Genomic DNA, 25,121 nt, shown 5'->3' with positions numbered 1-25,121 from the left:
ACCCTGCGGAAGGAGCACCGCCGTGCTTCGTGTGGCCGTCGTCGGTTCGGGCCCGAGCGGGGTCTACACCGCCCAGACGCTCGTCCAGCAGCGTGAGGTGCCGGACGTGCGGGTCGACGTGCTCGACCGGCTGCCGTGCCCGTACGGGCTCGTGCGGTACGGGGTGGCCCCCGATCACGAGAGGATCAAGTCCTTGCAGGGCAACCTGCGCACGGTGCTGGAGGACGAGCGGATCCGCTTCCTCGGCAACGTCGAGGTGGGCGGCCCGCGGCTGGGCACCGGCAGGCTGCTGGAGCTCTACCACGCGGTGGTGTACTGCGTCGGCGCGGCCCGCGACCGCCGGCTGGGCATCCCCGGCGAGGACCTGGCGGGCGTGCGCTCCGCCACCGCTTTCGTGTCCTGGTACAGCGCCCATCCGGACGCGGCCGGCGACGCCTTCGGGCTCGGCGCGGTCACGTCCGCGGTGGTGATCGGGGCCGGGAACGTCGCGGTGGACGTGACGCGCATCCTGGCCCGCGGCGCCGCCGAGCTGAGCCCCACCGACATGCCGCACCCGGCCCTCGACGCGCTCGCCGCGAGCGGTGTGCGGGCGGTGCACATGGTGGCCCGGCGCGGCCCCTCGCACGGCAAGTTCACCACGAAGGAGCTGCGCGAACTGGGCGGGCTGCCCGGCGTGGACGTGGTCGTGGACCCGGCCGAGCTGGCCCTGGACCCGGCGTACGCGGACCCCGGCGCGGCGCTGCCCGCCGTGAACCGGCGCAATGTGGAGGTGCTCCGCGGCTGGGCGACGGCGCCCCCGGCCCCGGCCGTGCCCGAGGCGCCCGGCGGCCGCCGGATCGGCCTGCGGTTCTTCCTGCGCCCGGTGGAGGTGCTGGGCGACGGCACCGGCCGGGTGGCGGGCGTCCGCTTCGAACGCACGGAGCCAGACGGCCTCGGCGGCGTGACCGGCACCGGGCGGTACGAGGAGATCCCCGCCCAGCTCGTGCTGCGCTCGGTCGGCTACCAGGGGGTGCCGCTCGACGGGCTGCCCTTCGACGAGCACACCTGTACGGTCCCGCACGCGGCGGGGCGGGTCCTGCGCAACGGCACGCCCTCCGAGGGCGAGTACGTGGCCGGGTGGATCAAGCGGGGCCCCACGGGGGTCATCGGCACGAACCGGCCCTGCGCGAAGGAGACGGCGGGCTCGCTGCTCGCGGACGCCGGGGTGCTGGCCCGGCGCGTGCTGGCCGGGGACCCGGCCGACGGGTTGCGGGCGGCCGGGCTCGCGCCGGTGGAATGGACGGGGTGGCTCGGGATCGAGGCCGCGGAGGCCGCGCTGGGCCGCGCCCTCGGCCGCCGCTCGGTGAAGATCCCCGACTGGCCCGGCCTCCTGACCGCCGCCGCCAACCCCCCACCCCAGCCGTGACGCCCTCCCCCCGGGGCACCACCGGCCCGGCCGGCGCTTGAGCGAACCTCAGCGCCGCCGGCGCCCGGGCGGCGCCTCCCGCCGGGCCGGCGCTTGAGGCGGACCTCGAGCAATTGCAGCCTCGCCGGCGTTTGAGGCGCGGGGTTTGGGGCGGAGCCCCAAGACCAACCCGGCTGGCGCCGAGCACCGGGCTCCGCCCGAACCCGCTCCTCAAACGCCGGAGGGGCTGAAAGGTCCGCCGAGGCAGGGGGAATGCCCCCGGGGGCGTCGACTGGGGGGCTGAGGGGCGTCGCAGGCGGGCGGGGAGGTCCGGGGCGTCAGCCCCGTCTGGCTTCCTCGGCCGCCGCGGCGTGCAGCACCCGGTCGAGCAACCCGGGAAAGAGCCGCTCCAGTTCATCCGCACGCAGTGCGTTCAGCTTCGCCGTGCCCCGGTACGTCTGACGCACCACGCCACTCTCCCGCAGCACCCGGAAGTGATGGGTCGTCGTCGACTTGGTGACCGGCAGGTCGAAGGCCGAGCAGGCCAACGCGTCCGGCGCGGCCGCCAGCCGGCGCACGATCGCCAGCCGCACCGGGTCGGACAGGGCGTGCAGCACGCCCTCCAGCAGGATCTCGTCCGGCCCGGGATGGGCGAGCCTGCGAGGGGTGGCCTGTTCCGTCATGCGCGCGCTCCGCTCGCTCGTACCCGGTCCTCCGGAACCCCATCGTACGAGAACTCTCGTACTTCGATGAACGTCGTAGTACGATGACCCTCGAACTTAGCCGCCGCCCCGGCGCGTCCAGCGCCGGGCGAGAACGGAGTCCGACGGATGAGCACCCTCTTCGAGCCCTACACCCTGCGCTCGGTCACCGCGCCCAACCGCGTGTGGATGGCGCCCATGTGCCAGTACTCCGCGGCCCCCGACGGCCCCGGCGCCGGCGTGGCCGGCGACTGGCACTTCGCCCACTACGCGGCCCGCGCCGCCGGCGGCACCGGCCTGATACTCCAGGAGGCCACCGCGGTCTCCCCCGAGGGCCGCATCTCCCCGTACGACCTCGGCATCTGGAACGACACCCAGGTCCAGGCGCTCCGCCGGATCACCGGCTTCCTGCGGGAGCAGGGCACCGTCCCCGGCATCCAGCTCGCACATGCGGGGCGCAAGGCGTCCACCGACCGCATGTGGAAGGGCTCCCGCCCGGTCGGACCCGCGGAGCACGGCTGGCGGCCGGTCGGCCCGAGCCCGGTGGCCTTCGACGAGGGCCACCAGGTGCCGCACGAGCTGACGACCGGTGAGATCCGCGACATCGTCGGCCAGTTCGCGGCGGCGGCCCGGCGCGCCCTCGCCGCCGGGTTCCAGGTGGCCGAGGTGCACGGCGCGCACGGCTACCTGATCGGCGAGTTCCTCTCCCCGCACAGCAACCGGCGTACCGACGCGTACGGCGGCTCCTTCGAGAACCGCACGCGCTTCGCCCTCGAAGTGGTGGACGCCGTGCGGGCGGTGTGGCCCGAGGAGCTCCCCCTCCTGTTCCGGGTGTCCGCCACCGACTGGCTGGCGGACGGCGGCTGGGACGCCGGAGACACGGTGCGCCTCGCCGCGCTGCTCCGGGCGCACGGGGTGGACCTGCTGGACGTCTCGACGGGCGGCAACGTCCCGCGCGCGGCGATCCCGGTCGGCCCCGGCTACCAGGTGCCCTTCGCCGCGCGGGTCAAGCGGGAGACCGCCCTGCCGGTGGGCGCCGTGGGCCTGATCACCGATCCCCAGCAGGCCGAGAAGATCCTCGACAACGGCGAGGCGGACGTGGTCCTGCTCGGCCGCGAGCTGCTGCGCGACCCGTACTGGGCCCGCCGCGCCGCCCGCGAACTCGGCGCGGAGATCCGTACCCCGGCCCCGTACAGCCGCAGCTGACCGCACCGGCATCCGACCGCACCGGCGCGGACCCGACCCGGCCGCCCGGGGCCGGCTACCGCGCCGGCTCCGTGGCCGCGGCCAGCAGGGCGTCGAGTTCCGCGTGCAGGGCGGACGCCAGGTCGGCGAGGTCCGGGACCGAGGCGGCGTCGGCGACCAGGCCGAAGTGCACGGCGTCCCGGTAGGTGGAGACGGCGACCGCGAGGGACTGGCCGCAGGCCAGCGGCGCCAGCGGGTACACCTCGCGCAGCGCGCTGCCCGCCAGGGTGAAGGCGAGCCCGGGCAGCGGCACGCTCGTGACCAGGATGTCGAAGAGCAGTTGGGCCGCCCGGGCCACGAGCGGGCCGCCGAGCCGGTGGCCGAGCGGGTGGACGTGGTCGGCGAGCAGCGCGACGGCCCCGGCGCCCCGGTTCGGCCCGGCCTCCTTGTTGCGGTCCATCTCGGCGCGTACGGCGTCCAGCCGGGCCAGCGGGTCGGGCTCCGCGAGCGGCAGGCTCACGAGGTAGCCGGAGAGCCGGTTGCCGTCGGCGGCGCGGCCGGCCCGGCGCCGGCGCGAGACGGGGACCAGGGCCCGGGTGCCGGATCCGTCCAGCCGCTCGCCGCGCGCCTCCAGCCAGCGCCGCAGTCCGCCCGCGACCAGCGTGATCAGGACGTCGTTGACGGTGCCGCCGGCCGCCCGGCGGATCCGGTTGACCTGCTCCAGGCCGAGCGTGGCCCCGGCGACCGCCCGGCGGCCCGGGTCGGCGCCGGTGCTGGTCAGGCCGTCCGGGACGCCGAAGGGCAGCCCCGCCCGGGCCACCGCGGCGCCGATCTCCAGGGCCTGGCCGAGGTCCTGGACCCGGGCGGCCAGCACGCCCGGCAGCCGGGTGAGCAGCGGACGGTCGCGTTCCGCGGCGGCGCTCGCGGACCTGCGCCGGGTACGCGGCACCGCCCCGCCCGGCCCGCCGGCGCCCGGCCCGCCGTCCGCGGGCCCGTCGAAGAGCGCGGCGGCCAGCGCCAGCGCCCCGAGCCCGTCGGCCAGGGCGTGGTGGAACTTGAACAGCACCGCGAAGGAACCGTCGTCCGGCCCGCCGGGCCCCGGGAGCACGTGCGCCGCCCACGGCGGCCGCTCCCGGTCCAGCGGCCGGGCCATCAGCGCCCCGGCGGCCTCGTGCGGGCCGGGGCCGTTGCCCGGTGCGAGGAACACGTGCCGGGACGGGTCGAAATCCGGGTCGGGCACCCAGGCGGCGGCGCCGACCGGCAGGAGTACGTCCTGGATGCGGTGGCGCAGCCGGGGAACGCCGGCACAGCGGGCGGTGAGCTGCGCCGCGGCGCGGGCGGCGGCGCCGGGGCGGTCGGCGGTGAACACCGCGAGTGCACCGAGGTGCATCGGATGCCCTGAGGACTCGATCCGCCAGAAGGCGAGGTCGAGCGGGGAGAGGTGTTCGGTGGCCACGCTCCGAAGTCAATCGGCTGCGCCGCTTACGATCAAGTAACCCCATGTGAATGGTCATCATCGATCAATTGCGGACTGGCGGCCCGGCCACCGCCCCGCCCGCCGGGCCGCTGTCGGTGCCCGGGTGCAGAGTGGACGCTGAAGCCGCGGGAGCGCGGGTTCAGACCGGTTTCGGGACAACGACGTCCGGAGGTGTCGGCGATGTCCGACGTGCTGCTCACCGTGGGTACCCGCAAGGGGCTCTTCCTCGGCCGCAGGAGCGGCGGCCGCTGGGAGTTCGACGGCCCGCACTTCAACGCCCAGGCCGTGTACGCGGTCGCCATCGACCGGCGCGGGCCCGCCCCCCGCCTGCTGGCCGCGGGGGACAGCACGCACTGGGGCCCGTCGGTGTTCCACTCGGACGACATGGGCGCGACGTGGACCGAACCGGCCCGGCCCGCGGTGAAGTTCCCGGCCGACACCGGCGCCTCCCTGGAGCGGGTCTGGCAGCTGCACCCGGCCGGCCCGGCGGCCCCGGGCGTGGTCTACGCGGGCACCGAACCGGCGGCGCTGTTCCGGTCCGAGGACGGCGGCGAGTCCTTCGAGCTGGTCAGGCCGCTGTGGGAGCACCCGACCCGGGACCGGTGGATGCCGGGTGGCGGCGGTGAGGCCGTGCACACGGTGATCACGGACCCGGCCGACCCCGACCTGGTCACGGTGGCCGTGTCGACCGCGGGCGTCTTCCGCAGCCGCGACGGCGGGGCGAGCTGGTCCCCGTCGAACGAAGGGGTGTCCGCGGTGTTCCTCCCCGACCCGAACCCGGAGTTCGGCCAGTGCGTGCACAAGATCGCCCAGGACGCGGCGGACTCGGACCGGCTGTACCTGCAGAACCACTGGGGCGTGTACCGCAGCGACGACGCCGGCGGGAAGTGGACCGACATCGGCGGCGGGCTCCCCTCGGACTTCGGGTTCGCGGTGGCCGCGCACCCGCACCGGCCGGACACGGCGTACGTCTTCCCGCTCAACGCGGACTCCGACCGGGTCCCGGCCGGGCGCCGCTGCCACGTCTACCGCACCCCGGACGCCGGCCGCAGCTGGCAGCAGCTGTCCGCCGGCCTGCCGGACGGCGACCACTACGGCACGGTGCTCCGCGACGCCCTGTGCACCGACGACGCCGACCCCGCGGGCGTCTACTTCGGCAACCGCAACGGCGAGCTGTACGCGAGCGCGGACGACGGCGACACCTGGCAGCTCCTCGCCTCCCACCTGCCGGACGTCCTCTGTGTACGGGCGGCGGTGATCGACCAGTAGAGTGATGCGGCGTGGCACGACCTTTGAGCGAAATCGTCGAAGCAGGCTGGGCGCAGGCGCTGGAACCGGTGGCGGGGCAGATCGCCGCGATGGGTGACTTCCTGCGCGCCGAGATCGCGGCGGGGCGCACGTACCTGCCCGCGGGGGCGAACGTGCTGCGCGCGTTCCAGCAGCCCTTCGACGAGGTCAGAGTGCTGATCGTCGGGCAGGACCCGTACCCGACCCCCGGGCACGCGGTCGGCCTGTCCTTCTCGGTCGCGCCCGAGGTGCAGCCGGTGCCGGGCAGCCTCGACAACATCTTCCGCGAGCTGCACACCGACCTCGGGATGCCCCGGCCGGCCAACGGGGACCTGACCCCGTGGACCCGGCAGGGCGTGCTGTTGCTCAACCGCGCCCTGACCACGGCCCCGCGCAAGCCCGCCGCGCACCGCGGCAAGGGCTGGGAGGCCGTGACGGAGCAGGCCATCCGGGCCCTGGCCGGCCGCGGCAAGCCGCTGGTCTCGGTGCTGTGGGGGCGCGACGCCCGCAATCTGCGGCCGCTGCTCGGCGACCTGCCCGCGGTCGAGTCCTCGCACCCCTCGCCCATGTCTGCGGACCGGGGCTTCTTCGGCTCGCGCCCCTTCAGCCGGACCAACGACCTGCTGGCGCGCCAGGGCGCACAGCCCGTGGACTGGCGCTTGCCGTCAGTTAGTTGAAGCGTATCTGACATTCAGCGGATAAATACGGACAGATGCCGCTCGACTCCCCCCTGCCCGAACAGGCGGCCCGGGAAAGCCAGTAGCATGCGGCGCCATGAGCTCCCCCACTGGGCCCGCTGGCCTGCCCGTACGAATGCCGCGACCCCGCCAGACCGGACGGCACCGCCGCCCCGAGCCTGCGGTGGCTCCCGAGGGTGCGCCCGCGCTGGTGCTGGCCGTGCCGGGTGCCCCCACGGCCGCGTCTCGCTCGCTGGCGGAGGAGACCCTGAGCATCGCCCGTTCCGAGCTGCCGGGCCTCGACGCCCGGATCGGCTTCCTCGACGGTGATTCCGACGTCGCGGACGTGTCCGCGCAGTTCCCGACCCTGCAGGCGGTGCTCGGCGCCGTCGTCGCCGAGCGCACCGCCCGGATCGAGTTCGCGCGTGCGGCCGGCCAGGAGGTCGCCGCGCCGCAGGGCCCGGACGCGGTCGTGGTCCCGCTGCTCGCCGGACCCGACAACGGCCTGCTGCGCCGGATCCGCCAGGCGCTGATGGACAGCCCGGCCGCCGCCGAGCTGACCGAGGTGCTCGGCCCGCACCCGCTGCTCGCCGAGGCCCTGCACGTCCGCCTGTCCGAGGCGGGCCTGGCCCGTGCGGACCGCGCCCGCCTGTTCACCGTGGCGACCGCCGCGGACGGCATCATCCTGGGCACGGTCGGCGGCGAGGAGGCCGTGCAGACCGCCGGGATCACCGGCATGCTGCTCGCCGCGCGGCTCGCGGTGCCGGTGATGGCGGCCGCCCTCGACCAGGAGGGGTCGGTGGCCGCGATCGCCGAGCAGCTGCGCGGCTCGGGCTCGGTGCAGTTGGCTCTGGCGCCGTACGTGGTCGGGCCGGAGGCGGCCGAGGGGCTGCTGGACACGGCGTGCAAGGAGGCGGACTGTGCTGCCGCGGAGGCGCTCGGCGCGTACCCCGCGATCGGGAAGCTCGCCGTCGAGAAGTACGCGGCCGCCCTCGGCCTCCCCCACCCCACCCCGGCCCGCTGACCCACACCCCGCCGCCGCTCGCCCTCCGGGCCCAGCCCGGAACCCCTTGAGCAGCAACCTCCGGCCTGGCCGGGGCGGGGCCTTGCCAACCTGGCCGGGGCCGTCCCGGCCTCGCCCGACGCCCGGGCTCCAGCAGCCTGGCCCGGGGCAACTTCCAGCCCCTCCGGCGTTTGAGGAGCGGGTCCGGGCGGAGCCCGGCAACCCCGCGCACTTTCCAGCCCCTCCGGCGCTTGAGGCGCAGGTCCGGGCGGAGCCCGGCAACCCCGCGCACTTTCCAGCCCCTCCGGCGCTTGAGGAGCGGGTCTGGGCGGAGCCCGGTGCCCGGCGTCAGCCGGGTTGCCTTGGGGCTCCGCCCCAAACCCCGCGCCTCAAACGCCGGCGAGGCTGGAGGTTGCCCCACAGGGCGCCGGAGGGGCTGGAGGTTGCAGCCCAGGCGGGATGCGCCGCCTGGGCACCGCAAGCCCGGGGGTTGCGCCCCAGGGAACCAGCGAGGCCGGATCGGCCCGCTCAGGTTGAGGTCCGGCCGGCCCGGGCGGGTCAGGGGCGGGTGAAGACGATGCAGGACGGGGCCGGGAGGGCGACGGTGCCGGTGGGGGTGGGGATACCCGTCGACGGGTCGACGTCGAACCACGTGACGTCACCGGAGCGCTCATTGGCCGCGTAGAGCCACCGCCCCGACGGGTCGAGCGCCAGATCGCGGGGCCACTCCCCGCCACAGCCGACCGTCCCGACCACCCGCACCCCCTCACCGCCCCGGTCGAGCGCGAGCACCGCGATCGTGTCGTGCCCGCGGACGGCCGCCCACAGGTGACGCCCGTCGGGTGAGGCCACGATCGCCGAGGGATAGCCCCGTACGGCCCCTGAAGGCCCCTCCAGCGCCACCGGAACCTCTTCGACCGCTTCCACTGCCCCCGACTCCCCGTCCCACCGGCAGACGGTCACCGTGGGCGTCAGCTCGTTCAGGACGTAGAGCACCCGGCCGCCGGGGTGGAAGGCCAGGTGCCGGGGGCCGGAGCCGGCGCGCAGCGCGGTCTCGGCGTGCAGCCGCGGCGCCCCCGCGTCGGGGTCCACCGTGCAGATCCGCAGCGAGTCGGTGCCGAGGTCGACGCTGAGCACCCAGCGACCGCCGGGCGCGGCGACGACCTGGTGGGCGTGCGGCCCGCGCTGCCGCCCGGCGTCGGGGCCGGAACCCTCGTGCACCAGCACCCCGGCCGGCCCGGCCGGGGCGCCGTCCGCCCCGATGGCCAGCGCGCTGACGCTGCCGGAGCCGTAGTTGGCGGTGAGCAGCCAAGGCCCTGCCACGCAGAGGTGGGTGGGGCCGTCGCCGTCGACCGGGACGGCCGCGCCGAGCGGGCGCGGCCCGTCGGCGGTGAGCGCGAACGCGCCGACCGCCCCCGCCGTCACCTCGCTGACCGCGTAGAGCACCTCGCGCCGCGGGTCCAGCACGAGGTAGGAGGGGTCTGCGACGGCATCGGTGGCGCCGAGCAGCGTCAGCGCGCCCGTCTTCGGGTCGACGGCCGCGGTGGTGATGCCGCGGCCGCCCGCCGAGGTGAACGAGCCGATGTACGCCCTGTGGTCGTGGTCCTGCACGGGGTTTTCCCCTCTCCCGCCGGCCGTTCTGCCGGCCCCGGGCCGACCGTAGCAGGTCTAGACCACCAGCAGAGTGGTTATCTCGCTTCCGCCACGCGCACGCCCTCCCCCGACGTCTCCTTCGACGTCTCCCCCGGTTCCGCCCCCGGTCGCGGGTGCGACCCCGGTCCCGGTCCCGGTGGGCCCGGCTGCGCCGGTACCGCCCCCGTGACCGGGCAGCGCCCGCCCGCCGGCGGCTCGGGCGGGCCGGCCGCCGGGTCCGCGGCCGCCGGTTCGCCGAGCCCGACCCCCCGGGCCCGCGCCTCGGCCCCCGGGTGGTGGACGTACGCCGGGGTCCGCTCCGTCGTGTCGTACGTGCGGTGGAACACCGGTGTCGCCGCGCCGGACATGGGCGGCACGATCCACGACCAGTCCGCGCCGACCTCGCGGCCCTTGCGCTCCTCGCGCTCCAGGTGCGACAGGAAGCGCCGGGACTCGGTGTGGTGGTCGGCGATGGTGACGCCGGCCCGGTCGAAGGAGTCGAGGACCGCCCGGTTCAGTTCGACCAGGGCCCGGTCCTTCCAGAGCGAGCGGTCGCTGGAGGTGTCGAGCCCGAGTCTGCGGGCGACCGCGGGGAGGAGGTCGTAGCGGTCGTGGTCGGCGAGGTTGCGGGCGCCGATCTCGGTGCCCATGTACCAGCCGTTGAAGGGGGCCGCCGGGTAGCGCACGCCGCCGATCTCCAGCGTCATGTTCGAGATGGCCGGCACCGCGTGCCAGCGGAGCCCCCAGTCCGCCCACCGGTCGCCCTCGGGGTGCTCGATGGGCACCTCCAGCACGGCGTCCTCGGGGAGTTCGAACCAGCGCGGCTTGTCGTCGCAGCCCTGGACGACCAGCGGGAGGATGTCGAACGGGGTGCCGGGGCCGCCCGGCCAGCCCAGCCGCTGCACCCCCTCGGTGAAGGCCTCGTTCCGCGGGTCCCCGACCGGCTTCCCCGGCTGCCCCCAGGCCGACGCGCCGTCCCGGCCGCCGGCGCCCCCGCCGCTTCCGTAGCCCGCGTACCGGATCAGCTGCTCGTTCCAGATGACCGGGCCGGGGCGGCCGGGGATGTCCGGGGCGAAGACGGTGATGGTCGGGCGGATCCGGCCGCCGTGGGTCGCCTCGCGCAGGTGGTCGACGCAGGCCGCGGCTATCTCGTCCGCGCCCGTGAGGCCCCGCAGGTCCCGGACCCGCAGCGACTGCCAGTAGAGCCTGCCGATACAGCGGTTGCTGTTGCGCCAGGCGACCCTGGCGCCGTGGGCGAGCTCCTCCGGCGTGTGCCGGTAGGTCCCCAGCACGTGTATCTCGTCCCGGACGTCGCCGAGCCGCGCCGCCACGTCCCCGGCTTCCGGATTCTCACGGTGGTGGAGTCTGATGAACTCCTCGGCCGCTGCCCACACCTGCTCGGTCGTCGACCGCTGTTGCAGTGTTTCCATTCCGGTCGGTTACCCCCTGTCCGGCCAGATCCACCCTGCACGTGCCGGGTGAATGTGCTGAGAACAAGGACCCGTCGCACATGTCCGGGGTCAGGCGGCCACGAGGGGCGCACCCGGATTCGTGTGCAGCGGTGTCGCGAGTTCGGCTAGCGCCCGTTCCAGATCGGCGAGATGGACCAGGGCGGTGTCGCTCTGCGCGAGGTCCTCGCGCGGCGCCGGCTCGGGCCGCCAGTGGATCACCTCGCGCTCCATCGGGACCGCGCGCCGGGCCACGAGCGCCTCCACCGCGTCCTCCACCCGCGCGCACGCCAGGGCGAGGCGGTCGTCGTGCGACGCGTCCGGGTCGGCGGCGACCGCGACCAGTCCGCGGACCTGACGGGCGCACGCGTCGAGGAGTCCGAGCACCTGGCGGGCGCGCGCCTTGCGGGCGCGCAGCGGGCTGAGCGGGTGCACGAGCGGCGCGAGCGCCATCCGGACACGGGCCAGCAGGAGTTCGAGCTCCGCCGCGTGCGGGGCGGGGTCGGCCTCGGGATCGCCGGCGAGCCGGCGGGCGCTGGCGGCCGTGCAGTTGCGCACGCAGTGCAGTGCGCGCTGGATCCAGGCGTCGTTCGCCGCGTGGGTGGTCACGGGGAGCACGAGGGCGACGGCGAGGGCCGCGCCGATCGCACCCACCGCAGTCTCCTCGAAGCGCAGCAGGAGCAGCCCGGGGTGGAGCACCCCGAGCAGCCCGTACAGAAGTCCGGCCATGACGGTCACGAAGAACATCATCCAGCTGTACGAGGGGGCGGCCGTGTAGAAAATGCCGAACACGCACACGGCGACGAGAAATGCGGTAGGGGCGGGTGCGCCGTGCAGCGGGACGGCGATGAGCAGTCCGGCGGCGATGCCCACGAGCGTGCCGAGCACCCGGCGGAAGCCGCGGACCAGGGTCTCGCCGCGGGAGGCGGTGTTCACGAAGATCCACCAGGCGGTGCCGACGGCCCAGTACCAGCGGTCCTCGGACAGGGCCTGGCCGACCGCGAGGGCGAAGGCGCAGGCGGCGGTGGCCTGGACGGCCTGCCGGGTGGTGGGCCGGGCCAGGCCGCGGCCGGGCAGCGGGGGCGGCGCGGCGGCGGGCGGGTTGCGGCGCTCGATCGGCCACAGCAGGAAGCGGACGGCGCCGGCGGCGGCCAGCGCGATGCCGACCGCGGAGTACAGCTCGGGCAGCTGCCCGGGCACCGCGTGCAGGAACTGGGTGACGAAGAACATCATGAACGCGAAGACGCCGAGCGCGTGCCCGCGCGCCCCCCAGCGGCGGGCGTAGACGCCGCAGCAGACCACGGCGAGGAAGGCTGCGTCGCGGGCGACCGGGACGCCGTGCAGCGTGGTGGCCAGGGCCAGCACGGGGAAACCCGCCGCGGGCAGCAGGGCGGTGGTGAGGCGCTGCGCGGGGACACTCGCGTCGAGCACGGTGAACAGGGCGAGCAGCGCGGCCAGCCCGCCGGTGATGGACGCGGTGAGGGAGAGCCCGCAGAGCTCCGCCACGATGACGGCCAGCCCCACGCCGACGACGGCGCGAAGCGAGTTTCTGAGCCTGAAATGCCCCGGATCCGGAGCCACGAACATCCTCTTCACGGCGCTCGGCCGCCCCCTTGTGGTGCTTGGGTCACCGCGCCGTGCCGCCCGGGGTGGGGGCGGTCCGGGCACGACGAAGGCACCGCGGTCCGGAACGGCCTCGTCGCCGTCCGGCGCTGCGCGGCGCCGATTGTGCATGGATACTGCACAGATAAACATCCGGAGGCCGGTTGGCTCAACCGGCCGCAGGATGACTGGGCCATTGGTACAGCAATCGACCGTGATCTTCGTCCAGGAGGAGGCCAACGGACCATGGCGGTGGACGAGCTCGACACGCGGATCCTGCGGCTGCTCATCGAGCAGCCGCGCACGAGCGTGCGCGAGTACGCGCGGCTGCTCGGCATCGCTCGCGGCACGCTGCAGGCGCGCCTGGACCGGCTGGAGCGCACCGGGGTGATCACCGGTACGGGTCCGGCGCTGTCCCCGGCGGCCCTCGGCCACCCGGTGCTGGCCTTCGTGCACATCGAAGTCACGCAGGGGTACCTGGACGAGGTCGGCGACGCGCTGGCGGCGGTGCCCGAGATCATCGAGGCCTTCTCGATCACCGGGGGCGGCGACCTGCTGACCCGGGTGGCGGCCCGGGACAACGCGCACCTGGAGGACGTCATCCAGCACCTCATCCGGCTGCCGGGCGTGGTGCGCACGCGGACCGAGGTCGCTCTGCGCGAGCGGGTGCCGCACCGGCTGCTGCCGCTGGTGGAGGCCGTGGGCCGGGCCGCCCGCACACCCTGAGATCCTGGAGCGGGGAAGCGCATGTCCGAAGCGGCATCACAGAACCGGCAGGACGGGCGAACCGAATGATTTCCGTCATATTCGATCTCGATGGCACTCTCGTGGACAGCGAGCCGAACTACTACGAGTCCGGGCGCCGGACCCTGGAGCGCCACGGGGTCGCCGACTTCGGGTGGGAGGATCACGCCGCCTTCATCGGGATCGGCACCCGGGAGACGCTGGAGATCCTGCGCGAGCGGTACGGCATCGCCGCCCCGGTGGGGCAGCTGCTGGACGAGCAGAACGCGGTCTACCTGGAGCTGGCGGGTGCCGCCACCGAGGTCTTCCCGCAGATGCGCGCCTTCGTGGCGCGGCTGCACGCGGACGGCGTGCCGATGGCCGTGGCGTCCGGCTCCTCGCGCGCGGCCATCGACGCGGTGCTGGCGGGGACCGGCCTGGACGCGCTGCTGACCACGGCGGTCTCCGCGGAGGAGGTGCCGCACGGAAAGCCGGCGCCGGACGTGTTCCTGGAGGCGGCGCGGCGGCTGGGCACGCAGCCGGCGGACTGCGTGGTCCTGGAGGACGCGGCGCCGGGCGTGCGGGCCGCGCACGCGGCGGGGATGGGCTGCGTGGCGGTCCCGTACGTGGCGCTGGGCGCCGACGACCCGGCCTTCGCCACCGCGGACCTGGTGTTCCCCGCCGGGCAGTCGCAATTCGACGCGGCCACGGCGTACGCCTGGCTGCAGACCCGCGCGTCGGCCACGGCAACCCGCCGCACGGCATCCGCCGGCTGACTCCGACGCCCCTTCCGACCCCGCCGAGGCCACGAGGCCACGATTCAGCCTGGCGGTAACCCAGCCTCGCCGGCGTTTGAGGCGCGGCCGGAATCGGCCGCCAGGGCACCGGCAAGGCTGGGGGCGGTCAGGTCGGGGGGAGGTAGAGGAGGGTGGGGCCGCCTGTGACGGGGTGGACGCCGATCATGGCGCGCACCCCGTAGACCTCCGCGAGCAGCCCCTCGGTGAGCACCTCTGCCGGCGGCCCGCCGGCCACGACCCTGCCGCGGTCCAGGACGTACAGCCGGTCGCAGTGCGCCGCCGCCAGGTTGAGGTCGTGCAGCACGAGCAGACCGGTGGCGGGCAGCCGCCGCACCAGCGCGAGGACCTCCAGCTGGTGCCGGATGTCGAGGTGGTTGGTCGGCTCGTCGAGGGCGAGCAGCCCCGGGTCCTGGACCAGCGCGCGGGCCACCAGCGCGCGCTGGCGCTCGCCGCCGGAGAGTTCGTCGAAGGGCCGTCCGGCGAGGTCCGTCACGCCGACCCGGTTCAGCGCCGCCGTGACCCGGGTGCGGTCCCCCGCGCCGTCCTGCTCCCAGAACCGCTTGTGGGGGCTGCGGCCCATCGCGACGACCTCGCGGACGGTCAGCCCGAGCGTGCCGGTCGCGTCCTGTGGGACGACCGCGACCCGGCGGGCGCGTTCCTTGACGCCGAGGGCGGCCGTGTCCGTGCCGTCGAGGAGGATCCGGCCGGCGGTCGGCCGCAGGGTGCCGTACACACAGCGCAGCAGCGTGGTCTTGCCGCTGCCGTTGGGCCCGACCACGCCGACGGTCTCCCCGGGGCCGGCCCGCAGGTCCACCCCGTCGAGGAGGGTGCGGCCGCCGGTCTCGTAGCGCAGGCCCTCGACGGCCAGGGCCACCGGGACGGGCCCGGCCGCCCCGGCCGCCCCGGCCGTGTTGTCGGCCCCGTCGAGCCCGTGGCGTCCGTCGAGCCCGTCGAGTCCCTGTCGTCCGCCGAGCCCGCCGAGTCCGTCCGGCGCGTTCATCCCGTCAGCCCCTCGGCGCGCTGGGACCGCCGCAGCAGCCACAGGAAGAACGGGCCGCCGGCCAGCGCGGTGACGACGCCGACGGGGATTTCCTCGGGGGCGGCGACGGTGCGTGCGGCCAGGTCGGCCAGGGTCAGGAAGAGCGCGCCGCCGAGCGCGGCGACCGGGAGCAGCCTGCGGTGGGCGGACCCGACGGCCATCCGGGCTGCGTGCGGGACCATCAGGCCGACGAAGCCGATGGCTCCGCTGGCCGCCACGAGGATGCCGACGACCAGGGAGGTCAGGACGAAGACGGCGGCCCGGAAGCGGCCGGTGTCCAGGCCCAGGGTGTGGGCGCCCTCCTCGCCCGCGAGGAGCAGGTCGAGGGGGCGGGCCAGGGCGAGCAGCAGGCCGGTGCCGAGCGCCAGGGCGGCGGCGGGCAGGCCGAGTTCGCTCCAGCGCGCGCCGCCGAGGCCGCCCAGCGTCCAGAACATGATCGACCGCAGGTGTTCGGCCTGCGCGGCCATGACGAGGACCAGGCTGGTGAGCGCCGACAGGATGTACTGCACGCACACCCCGGCGAGGATCAGCCGGCCGGTGGTCATCGTGCCGCCGCGCCGGGCCAGCGCGTAGACCGCCACCAGGGCGAAAGTGGAGCCGGCGAACGCCGCCGCGGGCAGGGCGACGCTGGTGGCGATGCCCGCGCCGGCGCCGAGCACGATCACCGCGACGGCGCCCGCCGAGGCGCCGGAGGAGGCGCCCAGCAGGAAGGGGTCGGCGAGCTGGTTGCGCACCAGGGCCTGCAGGACGGTGCCCGCGACCGCGAGCCCGGCCCCGACCACCGCGCCGAGCAGCACCCGGGGCATCCGTACGTCCCACACGATCGCGGCGTAGGCGCCGGTCCGTTCGCCGTCCACGACGATCCGCAGGACCTCTCCGGGGGCCATCCGCACCGGGCCCAGCGCCAGGCCCGCGACGGCGGACCCGGCGAGGGCGGCGGCGAGCAGGAGCAGGACGGCGGGCAGCGGGAGGGTGGCGGGGAGGCGGGGCCTCACCGGGGTGCGGGGGTGTCGCCGGACTTCGATCCGGGGTGGAGCTGTGCGGCGAGGCTCTCGACGGCGTCGGCGACGCGGACGCCGAGCACCGCCGAGGAGAGCGGGAGCACGACGAACCGCCGGTTGCGCACGGCCGGCACCTGCGCGAGCGCCGGGTCGTTCAGCAGGCGCGCCTTCTTGGCGGCGACGCCGGTGCCGCCGTAGTCGTAGATGAGCACGACCTCGGGCTTGCGGGCGATGACCTGCTCCCAGGACACGTCCGCGAAGGTCTTGGGCAGGTCGGCGAAGGCGTTGGTGCCGCCGGCCAGGGAGATGATCTCGTTGCCGATGCCGTTGCCGCCGGAGGTGAAGGCGGAGCCCTCGCCGGAGTCGTAGACGAAGACCGAGGGGCGTTTCGCCGCCCGCACCCGGTCGCGGACGGCGGCGATCCGGCGCTCCTCGTCGCGGATCAGCCGTTCCCCGCGGTCGGGGACGCCGAAGGTGCGGGCCACCTCTGTGATCTCCGCCCTGAGCCGGCCGACGCCGACCGGGCCCTCGGTGCAGTACTCGGTGCTGAGGCGAGTGTTGACGCCGATGTCCTGGAGGCCGGCGCGGTCGCGGCCCGCGCCCTTGTCGAAGGCCGAGGAGTAACCGCCGTACACGAAGTCGGGGTTGGCGCCGAGGAGCACCTCCTTGGAGGGGTACTCCTCGGCCAGCACCTTGATCCCGTCGTAGGCGGCCCGGAAGCGGGGCTGCACGGAGTCGTCGAGGTAGGCGGTGCCGACGATCCGGTCCTGGAGGCCGAGGGCCAGCAGCAGCTCGGTGGCGTGCTGGTTCATGGTGACCGCACGGGCCGGGGCGGCCTTGAACGTGGTCTTCACACCGCAGTTGTCGACGGTGTACGGGAAGCCCGCGGCGGCGGCGCCGGAGCGCCCGCTTCCGCCGGGAGCGGGGGTGCCTGATGAGCCTTCTGAGCCGCCGCAGGCGGCGAGCGGGGTCAGCAGGGCGGCGCACAGGAGCGTGCGCAGGGCAGCGCGAATTCGCGGCATGGCGGCCTCTCCGGGGGATCCTCGTCCCCTGGTCGGTACGGAAAGGCGGCGCGTCAGTGTCTGACTCCCGGCCCCCGCACGGCGGGTACCGGTCACAGTGGCGGGACCGCACCGGGTTCTCACCGGTTTCCTGGCCTGCGCCGCCTGGGCAATGGGTGCCAGTCTGCCAGACCCCGCTCGGACGGGTCCCGCGCCGCCGGGCCCCCGTTCGCCGCGCACAACGAAACTGCAGCCGCCTGCCGTCTTTTGACGATGCGTCAGCCGGGCAAGTTCGCGCACGACGACCTCACGACTCCTACAGGAGGCGTTCCACGAAACAGAGCCTGAAGCGGGGACCGGGGCCGCGGCCGAGGCGGAGGCCCGGGGCCGGGGTCGGTGGCGGATGGATCGGCCGAGGCGGCCGGGCGGCGGGAAGAAGCGGCACCGCCCGCCGGTTAGTAGAACCGTGAACAATTCTTTGGGGCAGGGCGCCGGGCAGGACGTGGACGTGGCCGTGATCGGCGCCGGGCAGGCGGGCCTGTCCGGCGCCTTCCATCTGCGGCGGGCCGGGCTCGCCCCGGGCCGGGACTTCGTCGTCCTGGACCACGCGCCCCGCCCCGGCGGGGCGTGGCAGTTCCGCTGGCCGTCGCTCACGTACGGCAAGGTGCACGGCATGCACGCGCTGCCGGGCATGGAGCTGACGGGCGCAGACCCGCAGCGCCCTTCGGCCGAGGTGATCGGCGAGTACTTCACCGCGTACGAGGATGTGTTCGGGCTGGGTGTGCTGCGGCCGGTGGACGTGCGCGCCGTACGGGAGGGCGACGGCGGGCGGCTGCGGGTCGAGTCTTCGGCCGGGATCTGGAACGCCCGGGCGGTGATCAGTGCCACCGGCACGTGGGACCGGCCGTTCTGGCCGCGCTATCCGGGCCAGGAGGCGTTCCGGGGCCGGCAGCTGCACACGGCCGGCTACCCGGGTCCGCAGGCTTTCGCCGGGGCCCGGGTGGTCGTGGTCGGAGGCGGCACGTCGGCCGTGCAGCACCTGCTGGAGATCGCGCAGGTTGCCGAGCGGACCACGTGGGTGACCCGTCGGCCGCCGGTGTTCCGCGAGGGGCCGTTCGGGGAGGCCGAGGGTCGGGCTGCCGTCGCCATGGTCGACGAGCGGGTCCGGCGGGGCCTGCCGCCGCAGAGCGTGGTGTCGGTGACCGGCCTGCCGCTGAACGAGGCGGTACGGGAGGGGCTGGCGAGCGGGGTGCTGGACCGGCTGCCCGTCTTCGACCGGATCACGGAGACCGGGGTGGCCTGGGACGACGGGCGGACGGTCGAGGCGGACGTCATCCTGTGGGCGACGGGTTTCCGGGCGGCGATCGACCATCTGGCACCGCTGCGGCTGCGCGAGCCGGGCGGCGGGATCCGGGTCGAGGGCACCAGGGCGGTCCGCGACGAGCGGGTCCACCTGGTCGGCTACGGCCCTTCGGCGAGCACCATCGGCGCGAACCGCGCGGGCGCCGCCGCGGTACGGGAGATCAGACGACTGCTGGCCCGGGACCCGGGGGGCGCGGCCGTGAGTGCCGGAACGGGCACGGAAGCAGGCGCGCGCACCGACGCCGGAACGGGCACGGAAGCAGGTGCGCGCACCGATGGCGGCACCGGCTTCGGGAGGCAGCCCGCCGGCGTCGCCGCGGCCGCCGTCACCATCGGCTGACGTTCCGGTCAGGCGGACTTGGCGGCTGCCGCGCGCAGCCGGTTGAACTCGGCGACGTGCCGCTTGTGCTCCTCGTACGTGGCGGAGAAGCGGGTGTCGCCGCGCTTGACCGTGACGAAGAACAGCCAGTTCCCGGGGGTCGGGGCCACCGCCGCGCGCAGGGCGTCGGCTCCCGGGCTGTCGATGGGCGTGGGCGGCAGGCCCTGTCGCACGTACGTGTTGAACGGGCTGTCGACCCGGGTCTCGGCCAGGCTGGTGTCCACCGTCCGCCGGTCGAGGGCGTAGTGGAGCGTGGAGTCCATCTGGAGCGGCATCGAGCGGGCCAGCCGGTTGTACACCACCCGGGCCACCTTCCCCATGTCCGCGGGGGTCTCCGCCTCGGCCTGGACGATGCTGGCGAGGGTGGCGGTCTGGTAGGGGGTCATGCCGTGCTGCCGGGCGCCGTCGGCGATGCTCCCGGCCCGCAGCTTCCGGTTCGCGGTGTCCACCATGTACGCGAGCAGTCCTCCGGCCGTGCTCTTGGAGGTGACCGGGTAGGTCGCCGGGAAGAGGTAGCCCTCGGGATTGCCCTTGGCTTCGGCGGGCAGGGCGAGACCGGCGCTCGCGGAGGCGGCCTTCGCGGAGCCCGGCGGGAGCTTCAGCTCGCGGTCGAGTGCGGCGTAGACCTGTGCGGCCCGCCAGCCTTCCGGGATGAGCAGGTGCCGCGGCTGCTCCGGCTTCTCTTCGGGCAGCAGCGTCGGCAGCAGGACCACGGCGGCGGCGAGGGCGAGCAGCGCGCCGAGGAACAGGGCGAGCCGTCCTCGGCGGGTGAGTGTGGTGCGGCCGCTCCGGGGGCGGTACTCATCGCGCATGCGGGCACGCTAGCCCGACATCAGGGACATTCTGGCGCATCCCGACGGCGTGCCGATCATACGATCACACGTTTACGGGGCAGTGAGGGCGTGCTCTCCGAGGTCGTGGGGACGAGTTCGCCGTCCCGTCGGACCAGGGCCGCATACCTGCCGTCGGCCTCCAGCAGTTCCTCGTGGGTGCCGCGCTCGGCGATCCTGCCGGCGTGCAGGACCACGATCTGGTCGGCGTCCCGGACGGTGGAGAGCCGGTGGGCGATGGTGATGGTGGTGCGCCCCTCCGAGAGGGCGTCGATGGCCTGCTGCACGGCCTGCTCGGTACGGGTGTCCAGGGCGCTGGTGGCCTCGTCGAGGATCAGCACGGGCGGGTCGCGCAGGATGGTCCGGGCGATGGCAAGCCGCTGCTTCTCGCCGCCGGAGAAGCGGTAGCCGCGCTCGCCGACGAGGGTGTCGTACCCGTCGGGAAGCGAGGAGATGTGGTCGTGGATCTGAGCGGCCCGGGCCGCCTGGGCTATCTCCTCGTCGGTGGCGTCCGGCTTGGCGAAGCGCAGGTTGTCCGCGACGGAGGCGTGGAAGAGGTACGTCTCCTGGGAGACCACGCCCACGGATCGCGCGAGCGAGTCGAAGTCCAGGTCGCGCACGTCGGTCCCGTCGAGGGTGACGCGGCCGCCCGTCACGTCGTACAGCCGCGGCACGAGGTAGCTCAGGGTGCTCTTGCCCGACCCGGTGGCGCCGACCACGGCGAGGGAGCCGCCGGCCGGGACGCTGAGGTCGATCCCGGACAGGGTCTGCCGCTCGGCGCCGTCAGCCGGCTCGTACGCGAAGTCCACCGACTCGAAGCGCACCTCGCCCTTGGCCTGGTCGAGCCGTACCGGGTCGGGGCGCTCGGTGATGTCGACCGGCAGGTCGAGGTACTCGAAGATGCGGGCGAACAGGGCGAGCGAGGTCTGTATCTGCACGCCGGTGGACAGCAAGCTCACGGCGGGCCGGAACAGGCCCTGCTGGAGGCTGACGAAGGCGACGAGGGTGCCCACGGAGAGGGCGGGCGCGCCGGACTGCAGGGCGAGGCCCGCGGCCCAGTAGATCAGGGCGGGCATGGCGGCCATGACGATGCCGATGGTCGACATCCGCCAGCGCCCGGCCATGCTGGAGCGGACCTCCAGGTCCACCAGCTTCTCGGACTCCTCGGCGAAGGAGCTGGTCAGGGAGTCGGCCCGGCCCATCGTCCGGCCGAGCAGGATGCCGCTCACGGACAGCGACTCGGTGACCGTGGCGGCCATCGCCGCCATCTGCTTCTGCCGCTGCGTGGTGATCTTCTTGCGCTCGCGGCCGACCCGACGGCTGATCCACACGAACACGGGGAGCAGGAACAGCGAGACGAGGGTCAGCCGCCAGTCGAGGGCCAGCATGGCGACGACGGACGCGACCACCGCGGTGAGGTTGGAGACCAGGGAGGTGGCGGTGGAGGTGACGGTGGCCTGCATGCCACCGATGTCGTTGGCTATTCGGGACTGCACCTCACCGGTGCGGGTCCGCGTGAAGAAGGCCAGCGGCATCCGCTGGAGCTGGGCGTAGACCGCGGTCCTCAGGTCGTGCATGACCCGCTGGCCCACGGTCGTGGAGATCAGCGTCTGCAGAACGCCGAAGACGCTGGTGACGACCGCGGTGAGGATCATGCCCAGCGCGAGCAGGCTGAGCAGGCCGGTGCGCCCCTCGGGGATCGCGGTGTCGAGGATTTCCTTGAGCAGGAACGGCGAGGCGACGCCCACCAGCGAGGAGGCGGCGACGAGCACGCCCACCACGGCGAGCCGGCCGCGGTAGGGCCGGAAGAGCCGCACGATCCGGCGCAGCTCGCGCGGCTGCTCCGCGGGTGCGGGCCGGGCGGGGTCGAGCGGTTTGGACGACGGGGTCCAGTCTGGTCCTTCGGGACGCATGCGCCTCCTCCGAGGTGTGACGGCAAGGCTGACACGGAAGCCAAGAGTGAGCTTAGCTCATTGTTACCTACCTTCACAATGAACGGCATCCTGATATCGTTCCCGGTATGACCACCGCCTCCAGCCCGGCCTCCTCCGTGCCGCCCCCGGCACCCTCACCGGCCGCTCCGGCCGAGCCGACGGCTCCGGCCGACCCGGGCGCTCCGGCCGGCCCGGCCGCTCCCGCCGGGGGAAGGGCCGCCGACGCCGACGGGCTGCTGGCCGAGCAGTTGCTGCGGCTGACCCGCCGGCTCCACCGCATACACAAGCGCCAGCTGGAGCCGATCGGCATCACCCCCGCCCAGTCCCGCCTGCTGCGGACCGTGGCGCACTACGAGCAGCCGCCGCGGATGGCCGACCTCGCGGCCCGCCTGGAGGTCGTCCCGCGCGCGGTCACCAGCCTGGTCGACGGCCTGGAGGCGGCCGGCTGTGTGCGCCGCGCCCCCGATCCGGCCAGCCGGCGGGTGGTCCGCATCGAACTCACCGACACCGGCCGCGCCACGCTGCGGCAGTTGCGCAGCGCGCGCCGGGAGGCGGCAGAGGAGATCCTGGCTCCGTTGACCGCCGCCCAGCGCGAGGTGCTCGGCGGTCTGCTGACCGCTCTGGCCGAGGGGCCCGAGGTCCGCTGCTGAGAAGGTGAGGGGCCCGCCATGCCGCTGCTGGAGCCGAAGCCCGGCGCTCTGCGCCCGCATTCCGTGGCCGGCCCCTCGCCCGACCGGGTGCCCGAACACCGCGCCCAGGGCACCCCGGAGGCGCTGCGCGCCGACCTCGCCGAGCTGCTCGGTCCGGAGAAGGTGCTCGGGAAGGTCTCCGACCTGGTGCGCTACGCCACCGACGCCTCCCCGTACCGGTTCGTCCCGCAGGTGGTCGTGGTCGCCGAGGACCTCGACGACGTCTCCGCGGTCCTGTCGTACGCGCACGGACGGCAGCGGGAGGTCGTCTTCCGGGCCGCCGGCACCTCGCTCAACGGACAGGCCCAGGGCGAGGACATCCTCGTGGACGTCCGCCGCCACTGGGCCGGCGTCGAGGTCGAGGAGGACGGGCTGCGGGCCCGGATCCGGCCCGGCACGACGGTCCTGCGGGCGAACGCCGCGCTCGCCCGGTACGGCAGGGCGCTCGGCCCGGACCCGGCCAGCGCGATCGCCTGCACCATCGGCGGGGTCGTCGCCAACAACGCGTCGGGCATGACGGCGGGCACCACGAGGAACGCGTACCGCACCGTGTCCTCCCTCACCTTCGTGCTGCCGGGCGGCACCGTGGTCGACACCGCCGACCCCCTCGCCGACGAGGAACTGGCCCGCGCCGAACCCGCCCTGTGCGCCGGGCTGCTCGCCGTGAAGCGGGAGATCGAGGCGGACCCCGCGCTCACCGCCCGGATCCGGGCGAAGTACGAGATCAAGAACACCAACGGCTACCGGCTCGACGCCTACCTCGACGGGGTCACGCCGGTCGAGATCCTGCGCGGCCTGATGGTCGGCTCCGAGGGCACCCTCGGCTTCATCTCCGAGGTCGTCTTCGACACCCTGCCGCTGGACCGGCTGGTCACCAGCGGCCTGCTCTTCTTCCCCTCGCTGCCCGCGGCGGCCGCCGCGGTGCCGCTGTTCACCGAGGCGGGCGCGCTCGCCGTGGAACTGATGGACGGCAACACCCTGCGCGCCTCCGTCAGCGTCGCGGGCGTCCCCGCGGACTGGGCCGCGCTGCCCAAGGACACCACCGCCCTGCTGGTCGAGTTCCGGGCGCCGGACGAAGCCGCGCGGGCGGCGTACGAGGAGCGGGCCGCCGCGCTCACGGCCGGCCTGGAGCTGGTCGCCCCCGTGCCGTCGGTGACCAACACCTTCACCCGGGATCCGCACACCGTCGCCGGATACTGGAAGGCCCGCAAGGCGTTCGTGACGGCCGTCGGCGGCGCCCGCGCCTCGGGGACGACCCTGATCACCGAGGACTTCGCCGTGCCGCCCGCCCGGCTCGCCGAGGCCTGCGGGGCGCTGCTGGAACTCCAGGCCGAGCACGGCTTCGACGCCGCCGTGGCCGGCCACGCGGCCCACGGCAACCTGCACTTCCTCCTCGCCTTCGACGCCGCGAAACCCTCCGACGTGGCGCGCTACGCCGCGTTCATGGACGCCTTCTGCCGGCTGACGGTGGAGCGGTTCGACGGCTCGCTGAAGGCCGAACACGCCACCGGCCGCAATATCGCGCCGTTCCTGGAGCTGGAGTGGGGGCCGCGGGCCACCGAACTCATGTGGCGCACCAAGCAGATCATCGACCCGGACGGGGTGCTGGCCCCGCGGATCGTGCTGGACCGCGACCCGCAGGCCCACCTGCGCGGCCTGAAGACCATCCCGCGGATCGAGGCGGTCGGCGACCCCTGCATCGAGTGCGGATTCTGCGAACCGACCTGCCCGAGCGGCGATCTGACCACCACGCCGCGCCAGCGCATCGCGCTGCGCCGCGAGATGATGCGCCAGCAGCCCGGCTCGGCGGTCCTCGACGGCCTCCTGGAGGCGTACGGGTACGACGCCGTCGACACCTGCGCCGCCGACTCCACCTGCAAGCTGGCCTGCCCCGTCGGCATCGACACGGGCGCGCTGATGAAGGACTTCCGTCACCTCCGGCACGGCCCCCGCGAGGAACGGGCCGCCGCCCTGGCCGCGCGGAACTTCAAGGCCGTCGAGCTCTCGGCGCGCCTCGCGGTCGCCGCCGCGGACGAGATCACCGGACGGATCGGCGACGCCCCGCTGCGCGCCGCCACGGCCGCCGCCCGCAAGGCGGTGCGCCCGGACCTGCTGCCCCAGTGGCTCCCCGAGATCCCCGCGGCGGCGGCCCGTGCGCTCCCGGCCACCGAGCGGGTGGGCGCGGCCGCCGTCTACTACCCGGCCTGCGTCAACCGCGTCTTCGGCGGCTCGCGCGACGCTGACGGACCCTCCCTGCCCGAGGCGGTCGTGGCGGTATCCCGGCGCGCCGGGCGACCGGTGTGGATCCCGTCGGACGTGACCGGAACCTGCTGCGCGACCATCTGGCACTCCAAGGGGTACGAGGTCGGGAACCGGGTGATGGCCAACCGGATCGTCGAGGCCGCCTGGGGCTGGACCGCGGGCGGGCGGCTGCCGCTGGTGGTGGACGCCTCCTCGTGCACCCTCGGCATCGCGCGCGAGGTGGTGCCGTACCTCACCGACGGCAACCGGGGCCTGCACGCCGAACTCCGCGTCGTGGACTCGGTGGTGTGGGCGGCGCAGGAGCTGCTCCCGCGGCTGGAGGTGCTGCGCACGGTCGGCTCGGCCGTCCTGCACCCCACCTGTTCGATGCACCACCTCGGCACCGAGGGGCAGTTGCATGCGGTCGCCCGGGCGTGCGCGGACGAGGTGGTGGTGCCGGACGACGCCGGCTGCTGCGCCTTCGCCGGCGACCGCGGCATGCTGCACCCGGAGCTGACGGCATCGGCGACGGCGCGGGAGGCCGCGGAGGTGACGTCCCGTCCGTACGACGTGCACCTGTCGGCCAACCGGATGTGCGAGGTGGGCATGGACCGGGCGACCGGGCGCAGCTACCACTCGGTCCTGCTCGAACTGGAGCTGGCCACCCGGCCCTGAGCCCCGGCGGCCGGTACGGCGGGCCCTTGCGGGTGGTGCGGCCGGATGCGGCGA

At 74.8% G+C, this 25,121-nt stretch carries 20 protein-coding genes and 1 riboswitch; of the genes, 10 read left to right on the top strand and 10 right to left on the bottom strand.

Translation table 11 applies throughout. From position 1 onward, the window contains the following. The first annotated feature begins 22 nt into the window (after nucleotides 1–22). The gene (locus OG764_RS32035; RefSeq protein ID WP_328971818.1) at nucleotides 23–1,405 is read left to right on the top strand and encodes an FAD-dependent oxidoreductase; all 1,383 of its coding nucleotides are present in this window, start codon (nucleotides 23–25) and stop codon (nucleotides 1,403–1,405) included. A gap of 317 nt (nucleotides 1,406–1,722) precedes the next feature. Here the strand turns inward: OG764_RS32035 and OG764_RS32030 are convergent, their stop codons facing one another. Beyond that, on the bottom strand, nucleotides 1,723–2,067 hold the full coding sequence (locus tag OG764_RS32030) for an ArsR/SmtB family transcription factor (protein ID WP_328971817.1): 345 nt from the start codon (nucleotides 2,065–2,067) through the stop codon (nucleotides 1,723–1,725). Nucleotides 2,068–2,214: 147 nt separating this feature from the next. Between OG764_RS32030 and OG764_RS32025 the strand changes: the two genes are divergently transcribed. Beyond that, entirely contained in the window at nucleotides 2,215–3,291 is a 1,077-nt protein-coding gene (locus OG764_RS32025; RefSeq protein ID WP_328971816.1) for an NADH:flavin oxidoreductase/NADH oxidase, read from the top strand. Nucleotides 3,292–3,346: 55 nt separating this feature from the next. Here OG764_RS32025 and OG764_RS32020 read toward each other — a convergent pair whose 3' ends face one another. Further along, nucleotides 3,347–4,726, bottom strand: coding sequence for a wax ester/triacylglycerol synthase family O-acyltransferase (locus OG764_RS32020; RefSeq protein ID WP_328971815.1), 1,380 nt, complete (start codon nucleotides 4,724–4,726; stop codon nucleotides 3,347–3,349). Nucleotides 4,727–4,927: 201 nt separating this feature from the next. Between OG764_RS32020 and OG764_RS32015 the strand changes: the two genes are divergently transcribed. The 3 genes from OG764_RS32015 (at nucleotide 4,928) to OG764_RS32005 (ending at nucleotide 7,735) form a co-directional block, all read left to right on the top strand. Next, on the top strand, nucleotides 4,928–6,016 hold the full coding sequence (locus tag OG764_RS32015) for a WD40/YVTN/BNR-like repeat-containing protein (protein WP_328971814.1): 1,089 nt from the start codon (nucleotides 4,928–4,930) through the stop codon (nucleotides 6,014–6,016). A gap of 11 nt (nucleotides 6,017–6,027) precedes the next feature. Beyond that, a complete protein-coding gene (locus tag OG764_RS32010) occupies nucleotides 6,028–6,711 on the top strand; it encodes a uracil-DNA glycosylase (protein ID WP_328971813.1) in 684 nt (227 codons plus the stop codon). Nucleotides 6,712–6,808: 97 nt separating this feature from the next. Then, nucleotides 6,809–7,735 (top strand): sirohydrochlorin chelatase, encoded by a 927-nt coding sequence (locus tag OG764_RS32005; protein ID WP_328971812.1) that lies wholly within the window; start codon nucleotides 6,809–6,811, stop codon nucleotides 7,733–7,735. Between the two features lie 537 nt (nucleotides 7,736–8,272). On the opposite strand, the gene OG764_RS32000 is transcribed toward OG764_RS32005, so the two are convergent. The 3 genes from OG764_RS32000 to OG764_RS31990 all read right to left on the bottom strand — a co-directional run bounded on the left by OG764_RS32000 (nucleotide 8,273) and on the right by OG764_RS31990 (nucleotide 12,381). Further along, nucleotides 8,273–9,325, bottom strand: a complete 1,053-nt coding sequence (locus tag OG764_RS32000; protein WP_328971811.1) for a lactonase family protein — start codon at nucleotides 9,323–9,325, stop codon at nucleotides 8,273–8,275. A gap of 77 nt (nucleotides 9,326–9,402) precedes the next feature. Further along, nucleotides 9,403–10,776: a nitric oxide synthase oxygenase gene (locus OG764_RS31995; protein WP_443056107.1), complete on the bottom strand. Its 1,374-nt coding sequence runs from the start codon at nucleotides 10,774–10,776 to the stop codon at nucleotides 9,403–9,405. A gap of 90 nt (nucleotides 10,777–10,866) precedes the next feature. Beyond that, nucleotides 10,867–12,381 carry an FUSC family protein gene (locus tag OG764_RS31990; protein ID WP_328973240.1) on the bottom strand — a complete coding sequence of 505 codons (1,515 nt, stop codon included), beginning with the start codon at nucleotides 12,379–12,381 and terminating at the stop codon, nucleotides 10,867–10,869. A 261-nt stretch (nucleotides 12,382–12,642) separates the two neighbouring features. Between OG764_RS31990 and OG764_RS31985 the strand changes: the two genes are divergently transcribed. Next, on the top strand, nucleotides 12,643–13,122 hold the full coding sequence (locus OG764_RS31985) for an Lrp/AsnC family transcriptional regulator (RefSeq protein WP_328971810.1): 480 nt from the start codon (nucleotides 12,643–12,645) through the stop codon (nucleotides 13,120–13,122). Nucleotides 13,123–13,187: 65 nt separating this feature from the next. Continuing rightward, a complete protein-coding gene (locus tag OG764_RS31980) occupies nucleotides 13,188–13,895 on the top strand; it encodes an HAD family hydrolase (RefSeq protein WP_328971809.1) in 708 nt (235 codons plus the stop codon). Between the two features lie 127 nt (nucleotides 13,896–14,022). Here OG764_RS31980 and OG764_RS31975 read toward each other — a convergent pair whose 3' ends face one another. The 3 genes from OG764_RS31975 to OG764_RS31965 are packed head-to-tail and all read right to left on the bottom strand — an operon-like array spanning nucleotide 14,023 to nucleotide 16,978. After that, nucleotides 14,023–14,916 carry an ABC transporter ATP-binding protein gene (locus tag OG764_RS31975; RefSeq protein WP_328971808.1) on the bottom strand — a complete coding sequence of 298 codons (894 nt, stop codon included), beginning with the start codon at nucleotides 14,914–14,916 and terminating at the stop codon, nucleotides 14,023–14,025. Beyond that, the gene (locus tag OG764_RS31970) at nucleotides 14,913–15,950 is read right to left on the bottom strand and encodes a FecCD family ABC transporter permease (protein WP_328971807.1); all 1,038 of its coding nucleotides are present in this window, start codon (nucleotides 15,948–15,950) and stop codon (nucleotides 14,913–14,915) included. The genes OG764_RS31975 and OG764_RS31970 overlap by 4 nt, the downstream gene beginning before the upstream one ends. Then, nucleotides 15,947–16,978, bottom strand: coding sequence for an ABC transporter substrate-binding protein (locus tag OG764_RS31965; protein WP_328971806.1), 1,032 nt, complete (start codon nucleotides 16,976–16,978; stop codon nucleotides 15,947–15,949). The genes OG764_RS31970 and OG764_RS31965 overlap by 4 nt, the downstream gene beginning before the upstream one ends. Before the next feature lie 54 nt (nucleotides 16,979–17,032). Then, nucleotides 17,033–17,111: riboswitch (cobalamin riboswitch) on the bottom strand. 312 nt (nucleotides 17,112–17,423) lie between these two features. Between OG764_RS31965 and OG764_RS31960 the strand changes: the two genes are divergently transcribed. Continuing rightward, the gene (locus tag OG764_RS31960; protein WP_328971805.1) at nucleotides 17,424–18,659 is read left to right on the top strand and encodes an NAD(P)-binding domain-containing protein; all 1,236 of its coding nucleotides are present in this window, start codon (nucleotides 17,424–17,426) and stop codon (nucleotides 18,657–18,659) included. Nucleotides 18,660–18,667: 8 nt separating this feature from the next. On the opposite strand, the gene mltG is transcribed toward OG764_RS31960, so the two are convergent. Both mltG and OG764_RS31950 read right to left on the bottom strand, forming a co-directional pair. Next, the gene (mltG, locus tag OG764_RS31955; RefSeq protein ID WP_328971804.1) at nucleotides 18,668–19,510 is read right to left on the bottom strand and encodes an endolytic transglycosylase MltG; all 843 of its coding nucleotides are present in this window, start codon (nucleotides 19,508–19,510) and stop codon (nucleotides 18,668–18,670) included. Between the two features lie 56 nt (nucleotides 19,511–19,566). Next, a complete protein-coding gene (locus OG764_RS31950; protein WP_328971803.1) occupies nucleotides 19,567–21,441 on the bottom strand; it encodes an ABC transporter ATP-binding protein in 1,875 nt (624 codons plus the stop codon). Between the two features lie 107 nt (nucleotides 21,442–21,548). Between OG764_RS31950 and OG764_RS31945 the strand changes: the two genes are divergently transcribed. Both OG764_RS31945 and OG764_RS31940 read left to right on the top strand, forming a co-directional pair. Further along, nucleotides 21,549–22,112 carry a MarR family winged helix-turn-helix transcriptional regulator gene (locus tag OG764_RS31945; protein ID WP_328971802.1) on the top strand — a complete coding sequence of 188 codons (564 nt, stop codon included), beginning with the start codon at nucleotides 21,549–21,551 and terminating at the stop codon, nucleotides 22,110–22,112. Between the two features lie 18 nt (nucleotides 22,113–22,130). Next, the gene (locus OG764_RS31940; protein ID WP_328971801.1) at nucleotides 22,131–25,067 is read left to right on the top strand and encodes an FAD-binding and (Fe-S)-binding domain-containing protein; all 2,937 of its coding nucleotides are present in this window, start codon (nucleotides 22,131–22,133) and stop codon (nucleotides 25,065–25,067) included. Nucleotides 25,068–25,121: the final 54 nt, after the last annotated feature.

The sequence above is a fragment of the Streptomyces sp. NBC_00239 genome, assembly GCF_036194065.1.
In the GTDB taxonomy this organism is placed as follows: domain Bacteria; phylum Actinomycetota; class Actinomycetes; order Streptomycetales; family Streptomycetaceae; genus Streptomyces.
Note: the sequence above shows the minus strand (reverse complement) of the source record. Positions and strands in the feature narration are given on the sequence as shown.